This is a genomic window from Shewanella sp. 10N.286.45.A1, from assembly GCF_041470405.1.
Lineage (GTDB): Bacteria > Pseudomonadota > Gammaproteobacteria > Enterobacterales > Shewanellaceae > Shewanella.
The window spans coordinates 17,711-28,637 of the sequence record NZ_JBFRMK010000278.1 but is presented as its reverse complement, the minus strand read 5'-3'; the positions used below and the strand labels follow the sequence as shown (position 1 = coordinate 28,637).

Genomic DNA, 10,927 nt, shown 5'->3' with positions numbered 1-10,927 from the left:
ACCTCCTACTATGCTTGATTTGAGCATTTAACAAGGAGGTCGGCATGCCACGCCCAAGAAGAACGTTAATTAGCATCGAAGATACTCCCTATTACCACTGTTACAGCCGGATTAGCAATAGCTGGCTATAAAATTGGCTCATTAAATTGGCTATTGATTAACAATGGCTGGCTAATAAATTATTAGGCTCAAAGCTGCCTGAAGGGCAAGGTAAGAGCATTACGATTTTTAATCAATTTTAGAATGAAAAAAGAGCAGTTTTATGACGTTATCAGATTATGAATACGCACTTTTACATCATTTTAGGTTGAAATTCAAACAAGTAATAACTTTGTTGGCTAGTTAATGAGAATATTTAGGATGGCAAGAGCATTTATATTGCTCTTGCCTTGTGTTTGACTGTATTGGGTGTTGTACCGTTCTTACGATTGGGTTGAGGTTCACTCTCTAAGTGCTGTTCTAACTCCTCAGTCAGTGCAACCTCTGTAAGTTGCTTGATAAGCGGGCTAAGTATACTGTCTTTATCTGTCAGTTTTTTCCCTGCTTGGAGTGCTTTAAGAGCTTGGTAAAAATCAAATGAATGGGTCATGTGTCATCCCTGTTTTAGATATTCTACTGAAATGACACAAAACTTTGAACGCTACCATAAAAATGCCAGTCAGCTTAACTGACTGGCATTACCTGTATTAACAGGCTGTTATTCATATTGTCTTACAATACGGGTAAGTAAGTCAGTACACGTTTATCGCGGGCTATCATAGGTTCTACCACGAGTGTTTTAAAAGTGTCACCGGCTTTATTCATCACACTACCCATTAACTGCGGATTATTATTAATAAGGTAGTTAAAGTGCTCAATGCGTTCAATTAAGGCAATCGCAAGGGTGTTTTCACTGGTCGCAACATAGTTTTTCCCTTGTACCGAAATAGACTTAACGGCGCTTACGGCGTCATTTGCTAAGTGGATCCCGGCAAACTCACGCCATACACGGGCTTTTTCTTCACCGCGGTAGTCACTGTCATGTGAGGCCAGTACCACTTGTTTGAGCATCATCTGTAGCAGGTTGCTCTTACCTTTCATTTCGCCAGTGTTTTGTGGGAAGCCAAAGTAACGACCTATGGATGTTGCGTAGCTTGGCAGCGCTTCGATTTGTTGATCTGCATAGTCTAAGTCGTGTGTGTAATAATCCGGATCAGCAACGTCACAAGGTTGCTTTAGGAGCGGGTTAGTAAGGTAGCGATTAAAGGTGTTACTTTGATCGCCTAGGGTCATGTTGCATAACATGGCTTGCAATTGCTCATGTACTTTAGGTGAGTCAGCTAATGCATAGTAAGTCCGACCTGTGCTGCTTCTTGTTGACTTTCTTGTCAATAACTGGCGTACGGCAAGTAGTTTATCAGGCCACATCCCTAGTACATCTCTTTCGTTGATAAAAGGATGGTTAGGGCTAGATTTGGGTGATTTTATGCCGTTAAGCAAGCGGCCATTATTGACCGTAACATCGGCATAGAGCAGGTCTTGATAGTCTTTAGCTACATCAGCTTGAATGAGTAATTGTTTGAGTTGTTCTGGTGCTTGTTGGTATTGAGTGATGATCTGCCCAACATCAAAATCATCGTTTATTTGATGGCCTTTGAGGCGATAGATCCGCGTAAGCAGATCTTCAAGCGTGTGAGTACGACTAAAAGAAGCGGTACCATCTTTTTGGCTTTTATAGGTCACATGTAAGGCGATGTCATTCATACCGGCCACTTTTAGAAAGGTGTCAGCGGCTTTGTTAACAGCGCGTTGCGATGCACAGAACCAATAGCTATTATCGGCTTCACAGAAAGTGGCGATATCATTTTGTTTGAAGTTTAATAGCGCTTCAACATTGGCATTATCTTCAACAAACTGACGGATATCATTAAACCCATTGAGACGGTTAATGGTATAGGGCACAATGCTGTCTTCAAACAATGTTTGTCGATGATGACGCATATTCAAGGTGTCATAGCTGTCATAGTAACGATCAATATAATATTGCGCGATATCGTCATTGTCGGTGCCAGCATCAAAGCGATTGCAGTTACTGTTGAGCGACACGTGACCGTCGGTACAAAAGTCATAGCGGTGCAACTCGTGCTGCGCGGCGATGTTGTGAAGTGCTCCGTATTGAGTGGTGCCGGTTAAGTTACCTTTAATGAGTTCTTCACGGCGTTTGCTGTCTTGCTCTGTAAGTGACACGAGCGTGCCGTTGGTGGTTTCGACTTTACGAGCATAACCAAAGCGTAAAGCCGCTAAGTCATATTTTTCAAATGTGGTGGCAAACCTGTCGGCGTTGTAGTCCATTTGGCTTGAAAAATCGGCTTTAACGGTCAAGTTTGGGTAACCAGCCGCGGTAAAGGCCTTGGCAAACGCATTGATCTCTTGCTCATTAAAAAAGTTGGCTTGATCGCGGCTACCAGCAAAGTTATGGCGTAAACCGAGGTTATGCCCTAACTCGTGGGTTAATGTACCTGCAAATGCTTGTGTTGCAAGCTTTGTCACCAAATCAGCTTGGAAAGCAGGGCGCATCGTTTCAATGTCTTTTAGTTTATCGCCTACCACGCCATCGACCCAAAATTCACTGTTTTTCCAGTCAATTTCATGTCCGTTTAGGCCGCGCGGCAATTCTCTAATTGCGCCCCCTCCCAAGCCAAAAGCGTGATCCACACTCATTAAGTTGTGCTCTGACCAGAAAGTTTCATCTTCGTTATGCTGCTTAACAAGCGCTTCAAAGTCGAGTTCGTTATCGTTACTGACAATAACTGACGGCATGGTTGGGCTGCTGAGTTGGTGTTGTAATGGCTGCTCGTGTAGGGCGTCACCAACGGTTGCGCTCTGCATGGTGCGTTTATTGTCAGCGACTTGCTTGGCGCGTGCCAGCGCTTTAGGCGCAGTGGTATACTCGACACCGACTAAGGCTTTTACCGAGTGAGCATCAAGCATGCCTCGGTTGTAATCGAGCTGTACACGGCGATAGTAACGGGTTGCGCTTTGCTCTAAATTGGCGCTGAACTGATCTACTCGTGCGCTGACGATTTCGCCGGTTAATGGGTTCGCAGCAGAAGGGCCATAGCCGGCAAGACCATTGTCCAGTGGTTCATCAAACAAGGTAATGTTGTTGTAACGCAAATCGCCGTGACGATGTGTGCCGGCTTGTTGGAGCTCAATTGGCGGCAACCCTGTGTCTAACATCTTATTTTGGATGTTAATCGCAGCAATACTTTGCGTGGCAGCGTCTAAGAAAGGTTTATTTTTTGCTTCAAAAAAGTTGTTACTTAAATAGTAAGTAATGGCTGATTTTTTAGGATTAAAGCGGTTTAAGTATTGGCGTACGTAACCATCAGAGCCTGCTGAGTGATTACCGTCACGGTAAGTATGTTCGGTTCGAAAGAAGCCGTAGGTGCTGTTTTCGTCTTCGCTGTAGGGAATGGGCTCAAAGTCACTACTGGCGAGTTGGTCAAGGGCAACAATAGAGATGTATTCTGTTGTGCTGAAAGATAAATTGTCAAAATTGCCTTTAAAGAACTGACCAAAACAGGCGGGATTAGCCTGATAGGTGTGTTTAATTTCAAAGTTGATGACCCCGCTATTAAGATCCATTTCATAACCGCGCCAGCTTCCATCCTGGACGAGTATTGGATCTTCTGTTTCAGTGGTGCACTGCTTGAAGGTGACGATGTCGGTATAGTTTTCTTCTGCAATGTTAGCGGCGGCAAAATGAGGAATAAAGAACTTCTTTTTATCCCAAGTGACGTTGCGATCGTTAACTTCTTCTTCTCTGTTAGTGCAGTCGTCCCAGTTATCTTTTTCGCATTGAAAGTCTACATAATCACCAGGAATGGTCAGCACGGGGGCTTTGTTTATTTCGTTGTCATAGCGCGCTTGGTGTCCCAACCCTATGTTGTCTCGGTCAACTTGCCTAACTTGGATCCCATTTTCCGTCATATGCAGTGTCACTAGCTTTTCATCCCCTTGGTGAAAACCACGGATCGGCGCTGAATATCGAGGCGCTTCACCTAAACTGCGTGTATATAAAAATAGTCGCTCAGGTTGTTTGATCGCCTGTTCAGATAACGATGTCGCAGTGCTGGGCTGCGTGTTTTTAATTCGGTTATTGGTGCTGACTTCTTTGAGTTGCTGGACGGAGATCATTTTCTCGTCCTTTTTCACCTCTTGATATGGCTCATCAGAACCACAGCCGCTTAGGGCAAATGTGCCCATAATGGCGACAGTTATTGTCGATATTTTCATGTAAACCTCTCTTCCAAATTAATGTTATAAGTATTTCGTTATCGACAAGTAAAAGACTGAACTTCGTTTGTCATAGATCTCAAATCCATGAGATGAACCTCTTTCTGGGTCATAGAATCCGCCGCTGTTATTGTGGCCGGCAGCGGCTATCCAAGTGGGTGAAAATTCCCAGCCAATCTCTTGGCTGGCGGTAAATAAATTATCATAGCGATTGCTGTTGAACTTCTTTGCCATACCGTATGAGCCGCTGACATCTAAATACCAGTTATCGGTAAACTGCCAGGTTACATCTGCCAGTATGTCGATTTGATGCTCTACAAAATGCTCGCCTTGTCGGCCGATTTCATACTTATAGGCGTTGTACCTAAACCTTGGTGATATATAGAAATTCCATACTTTATTGGGCCGATAGAATAGGTAGCCTGCGACTCGAGGTGCAGCTTGTAGTTTATTCTCTTGACTGGTGTGACTCGTTGGCAGAAATACACCCGCGCTGCCGATTAAACCCCAGCTTGAGTTAAAGCTGTTAGTTGGTGTGCGGTACTCGAGAAATGTATCGTAGTAGTACGATTGGTTGTGATGGGTTTCGACCTCTCCTCCAACAGATAAGCGGATACTGCCCCAACTGTCTCGATAACCTATACGGCCATTGCCGCTTATTGATTGATAAGAGCTAGGCTTCGATTGACCGTAGACATTGGTTGTTGCGGTTGCACTGACATAACCTGACCAGTTGGAAGTGGTTGAGCTATTTGCCGCTGATACATTTTCATTATCAGCGAGAGCTGATGACGATAATGTGCAACTCAAGCCCATTACGGTTGTGCAAAGTAGTGCTTTTTGATAACTGAGTCGGCGTTTGCCCGAAAGCAAGGCGCAGTTATTCTTAGACGGCATAATTCCACCCTTTAAGAGATCACTTGTTGATTATTTGGCAGTGGTTAAAAAGCCAAACGGTTGAGATTTAGTTTTCAGGTTTTGCTGCTTTATCCGATTATCGGATCAGCATTTTGCTGACTCAAAGTGAGTCAGTTAGGAAGGGCAGCCTTTAATTGGCTTTATCCAGCTATGGACAATCGACACCAAATTGATAATTTTTTTAGGTGTCTTGTGTTTGAGGTTTCTTATTACTAAGTAATTGCCGAAGAGTAGCAATAGACAAAAGAATGCCGAATTGGCTGTAAGTAAATTAATATCAAGCTTTTGGGTCTCCGCCACGAGTGTGCTTGATATATTTTCAATAGAATAGCTCACCTTTTGGCACAGCATAGTAACAATAATGACTTGAGACAGCGCAAACTTGTTTTTATACAGCGAAAGCTCATGCTGTTTTGTTTGCAGTAAAGACTGGTTATTTGGCGAGACTGTATCAACTTCTTTTTTAGCTACCATAAACTGACCGACCAAAAAGATGGCGATCAAAATAGGTAAATAAACTAGAGCCTTACTTAATCTCTTCAAACGGATCCCCAATAAATTTAATGCCAAATTAGCTAATTATGAACTTAAAATGGTCGATACAAAGTGATACAAATGTTTTCGAAACGAAATTTCACTGTAGGAAATTAGTAGAAAAAGTTCAACGGATAATTGATGCACAAGTGAATAGTGTGATGCTAGTCTCACTAAATAAATGCCTTAAACACTTAACACTCATTGATCGCAACGAGGTTGTTACATTAAATATTTTATTTGAACGTTTTGTTTACAGTGTCGGGGTGGACTATTGGTTATACCAATTCCATTAAAGCGTTGCTCAATCAGTGGGAGTTAAAATCGCTTTAGACAAGTAGTGGGATTTAAGCTAATCGTTATTTTCGGCTCTGGCATCCTGCTCCGCTCTAGATAATTGCGCCTGCATTATTCTACCTTTGACCATCCTTGATCTCTGACCGCCAAGGAGGGCCGGAATGTCTTATTTTGTATGGAATCCAATAGGCCATTTAATCGTATATCGAAGGTCAGATGCGCTGTATTAAGTGATTTCCCCATGCCTTAAATATCAGCCGCACGTTGTGAGCGTTTCAGGACTTTCACTGCTATGTAGCATTGTCTCAAAAGGGAAATAACCATTTCTTCCACACGCGCCTTGAATTGAAAACCCTGAGAAAGCCCTGAACTGCGTATATCCTTAATGGAATAGGTATTACCTTGTAGTGTTTAGGCATTCACAATGTTTATTAGAGTTGCAATGGGCTGGGCTAGCGAAGCAAGAGTGACAAGAAAGTAATGCATCGTGAATAACGGGTGCATTATTAAAACCGTAATTTAAATCTTAAAGGATGGTGTTGTTAAGGTGGGTTGTAGGCTTTTACATCGCGGCTTTACATGCAGTTAAAGACGGCGCAAATAATGTAGGCAGCATGAGATCGTTAACACTTAAGCTGGTTACTTTTAGCTCTTGTTTCAAATAAAAACGCTACGATTGAGTTCGTAGCGTTTTATGTTTACATTATTGCTCATTGAGTGTGAGCCATAAACTTGTCATCACATATAGGATGATTTAGAAGATGGTCACTTGAACCTCTATCCATGCATCTGCAGTGCCTAAGGTTCCGCCTTTGTCCACTGGGTAAATAGAGAACCCGTTCCATGGATCAGTAAAGGTTTGGTTTATCTGCAGTGGCGCATCATTGAAGTCTTCTAGTGCCCAAGACGAACTTAGAGAATTAGGCGTTGAATCCAGCAACAATGAGTTATGGTTATACCAAGGTGCTGCATTCACATCTAAGTAGTTTTGTAAGTTAATTGAGATACCATTTTGCAGTAATGGAGTTCGCAGCTGAAATTCAGGCGAGGTCTCAACTTCACTTTTTTGCATAGTGCGGTATTCAACCCAGTAGGTTTTATCTCCATCACCAGACTTAATTTTCAGACCAATACTACCAGGTGCATTATGACCTGCCGCTGTACCGTGGTTAAAGGCATAGATTCGGTAAGTTCCTGATGTGGTAGCAGTAGGAACATCTGATTCACTAATCCAATTGTTGAAATAACCTTTATACATTAAGTTCATTTCTTCAAGTGAATGTGCTCCCATTCCCATAAGTCCGAAAACGTTACCATAGTTAACAACACTGTCATTGGCGTTACCGTTTAAGGTGCTGTTACCGCCCTCAATTGACATAGAGTGATGTAAGCCAAGTGCGTGACCGGTTTCATGGGCAATAGTACCCGCCTTATAGGTATAGATTTCCATTAATGGTGGTGCAGCTTGCGAGTTAATGAAGTAGCTCGCTTCAGTACCAACTGGTGGCGCCGTTACCATAATAATCGTACCGTCACCTGGGAAGTTTGGATCAACGCCAGCGTTAACAAGCTGCTCTTTATATTCAGGACCCCACAATGATTTATCATTATTGTAGTAATCGTGATTATTTGGCATGGTGATCTTAGGTTTTACTTCCCATGTGAAATTGAACTTACCGTAAGACTGCTCGGTAAAGTAATCTTTGGTTTTTTGCATTTCGGCATTAATTTGAGCAGTTGTAAATGCTAAATCTTGATCTGGGAATCTAAAAGGATATACCAGTACATGTACACCGTTAAAGTCATAGCCGTCATTACCAGGATCTGCTGCGCCAGGAGTGACTCGACAGCTAGTTGCATTAAAGTCTGCAACTAAGCTAACCCCTTTAAATAGTCCTTCTAATCGAACGTTGTTCCAGCCATTTTCCGGTTGTGTCAAGATGGCACATTCGGTATTACCGACTCTAGATGAACGCAAGCTGTCATCACCGCTAACTGGCCAGCCATTCGCTCTTGCGGCTAAGGTTAAGTTACCTAAACCATGATCTGAGCTAAATGCAATACTCGTTACATTTTGATTGAAGGTTGAAACACTAAAACCAAAACCATGTGAAGTCGCAGGGACACACACTGGCACGCCATCGGTAAGTGATGTTACCGTTGTTTCAGCTTCAGTAGCACAGATATCGGCTAAACTGCCTGGATTAGGACTTGGGTCTGGATCTGGATTCGTGGTACCCGAATCAGTCGTGACCACTGTAATCGTGCTACTCCACCCTGACTGATTACTGCTGTTTTTAGCATACATGGTGTAGTAATAAGTGGTATTTGGCGTTAGCCCTGTATCGGTATGGCTAGTGGCATTTGCCGCCGGTGAAGCGATTGTAGCCCATGCAGTACCAGGGGTAGAGCGCTGAATAACGAAATTATCTTCGTTCGTTGAATTGTCGCTCCAGGATAAGTTTATCGAGTTAGCAGTGCTAGTACCACTGAGGTTGCTTGGCGCCGTTACTGCACCAGTATTGCCTCCGCCAGTATTACCACCAGAGCTTCGACAAGAAGTTGCACCAAAATCAACGGCTAAAGAGGCACCACTGCGATCCCCTGAAATAGCGACCATTAACCAGTATTGGCTAGGGTTGTTAATGACAACACATTCACCATTGGTACCAGCATTTAATGACTTAGAAGCAGTGCTGTTTGAAGCTGTACTTGGCCAATTTCCTTGGCCAACAAATAAACTTAAGTCTCCACTACCGTGCTCAGTACTGATCGCAACGCTATCGTGTGAGTTAGCGCCACCTAAACTCAAATAGGCTGTACCATTGTCGCTTACACAGATAGGAGCGCCATCACTAATGGATGTTGAAGCGCCTTGTGTTGCACACATATCAGGTAATTCACTAGCATATGCGCTGTGGGAAATAAGTAATAAAGAGCCTAAAAGCCCTTTATATAGATTTGATGAGGGTATTCTCATCTTGTCCTCCGATTAAATTAATTTAAATAGTTATGCATCTTTAAAGCATGTTTGCGGAGCGATTCTAAACGTATTCTTCACAATTTATTAACATTAAAGAAACATTAATGTATTTTGTATAAATTATGCTGTCAAGGGGATTTGGCTTTTCGTTGAAATAAAAGTGGATATTAAATAACCAAAGTGATGAGTGAGCTCAATCAAATCGAGCTAGAAATAGGGCATGGTTAGAGTGAATAAATATTGAAAATTTTAAGGGGGTAATGAGGAGGGTTTTACTGCTTTGTAAAATTAAAAAATGATTTTTCCCTTTTTATTACAGTAGGTAAACTTGTTACTTTAAAATAAAAAGACCTGTGCAAACAGGCCTTCTATTTTTACAGAAAATGATTTAAACGCTAAACTGATTTGTCAAAATTACTTATCAAAGCGATTCTTTAGGTAGTCAAACACTGCGCGAATACCAAAGGCTTCACCACCAACTGGGCGACCCGGTAGCTTGCGGTTGTTCCAGGCCATGACATCAAAATGGCTCCAGCTGATCTCTTTATCGACAAAAGCTTCTAAATAGAGCGCTGCGGTAATCGCGCCGCCAAATGGGGTTTTACCACAGTTGGCTAGGTCAGCAATGTCGCTGCCAGTTAACTCTAGATACGGCTTATGTAGCGGCATACGCCATACGGGATCGTCAACACTTAAACCTGATGCGGTAATGCCTGCTGCAACTTGATCGTCATTACTAAAGAAGCCGGGTAACTCTGTGCCAAGTGCAACTCGCATAGCGCCAGTTAGCGTGGCAAAGTCTATCATGAGCTCTGGTTTGTCGTTGTTGGCTTCTGCAAGCGCGTCACACAATACCAAACGACCTTCAGCATCAGTGTTATCGATCTCAACGGTAATACCTTTGCGAGTAGTGATCACATCACCGGGTCTAAAGGCATTTGCTGATACTGCATTTTCAACGGCTGGTACCAATACACGTAGGCGGATGGGTAAGTTGTTAGCCATAATTAACTGGGCTAAACCAATAACATGAGCGGCGCCGCCCATGTCTTTTTTCATCAAACGCATACCAGCGCCTGGTTTTAAGTCGAGTCCACCTGAATCGAAACAGACTCCTTTACCTACCAATGTTACTTTTGGTGCTGATTCGTCGCCCCAGGTGAGGTCGATAAGTCTAGGTGTATTTTCACTCGCTCGGCCAACCATGTGAATCGTTGGGTAGTTTTGCTCAAGCAGCTCATCACCGACTATTTGGGTCAGCTTAGCGCCAAACTCATCAGCCATTGTCGTCATGGTTTCAGCCAAGTGTTGCGGCATCATATCGGCGGCTGGGGTATTGACTAAGTCACGCACTAAAGAGACTGAGCGGATGAATTTGTTGGCTTCATCTGCTTGTGCTTGTGTTGGCACGATAAGTTGTGGATGCTGCTTGTCACTTTTCTTATAACGGTCAAACTGATATGCACCTAAACCCCAACTAAAAGCAGCGGTTTTAATCTGCTTATCATCGGCATTTAACTGATATTGACCCGCAGGCAGTTGGTTAACTAAATCTCCACAAAGCCAGTAGGAGTCGTCGCTGTTACTGACAAAAATAACTTCAGCGAGTTCGCCTTGGGTATTTGGGATAAGACTCATGCCTTTGCCTGAGAACTGTGTACTCTTCAGCCAGTTAGTCACACTGCTAGCCTGCTTATCGCACCATTGTGCAAATGTTTCGCTGTTGAAAATAGAAAGGGGAATGCCTGAAACACCTGAAACGATGATATTGCTCATGTAGGGACTCTTTATAGTAATAACGACCAGTTAAAAAGATAGCTATAAGAATATCAGGCTGGAGTCTATCTAGAAAGCAAAGAGATGATTTTACGAGGATATGTAACGTTATTGCTGTGCAAGGTTTTCCGTTATTAGGTT

At 43.0% G+C, this 10,927-nt stretch carries 5 protein-coding genes and 1 pseudogene; all 6 read right to left on the bottom strand.

What is annotated here, in order from left to right; all coding sequences use genetic code 11:
* Window positions 1–391: 391 nt before the first annotated feature.
* Window positions 392–589 (bottom strand): annotated as a pseudogene (locus AB4238_RS18625) (hypothetical protein); the annotation flags it as partial.
* 122 nt (window positions 590–711) lie between these two features.
* Entirely contained in the window at window positions 712–4,278 is a 3,567-nt protein-coding gene (locus AB4238_RS18620; protein ID WP_372034793.1) for a zinc-dependent metalloprotease, read from the bottom strand.
* 24 nt (window positions 4,279–4,302) lie between these two features.
* Window positions 4,303–5,175: a hypothetical protein gene (locus AB4238_RS18615; protein WP_372034792.1), complete on the bottom strand. Its 873-nt coding sequence runs from the start codon at window positions 5,173–5,175 to the stop codon at window positions 4,303–4,305.
* A gap of 135 nt (window positions 5,176–5,310) precedes the next feature.
* Window positions 5,311–5,739, bottom strand: coding sequence for a hypothetical protein (locus AB4238_RS18610; protein ID WP_372034791.1), 429 nt, complete (start codon window positions 5,737–5,739; stop codon window positions 5,311–5,313).
* Between the two features lie 1,042 nt (window positions 5,740–6,781).
* Entirely contained in the window at window positions 6,782–9,007 is a 2,226-nt protein-coding gene (locus AB4238_RS18605; RefSeq protein ID WP_372034789.1) for a fibronectin type III domain-containing protein, read from the bottom strand.
* A 417-nt stretch (window positions 9,008–9,424) separates the two neighbouring features.
* Window positions 9,425–10,786, bottom strand: coding sequence for a M17 family metallopeptidase (locus AB4238_RS18600; RefSeq protein WP_372034787.1), 1,362 nt, complete (start codon window positions 10,784–10,786; stop codon window positions 9,425–9,427).
* Between the last annotated feature and the right edge of the window lie 141 nt (window positions 10,787–10,927).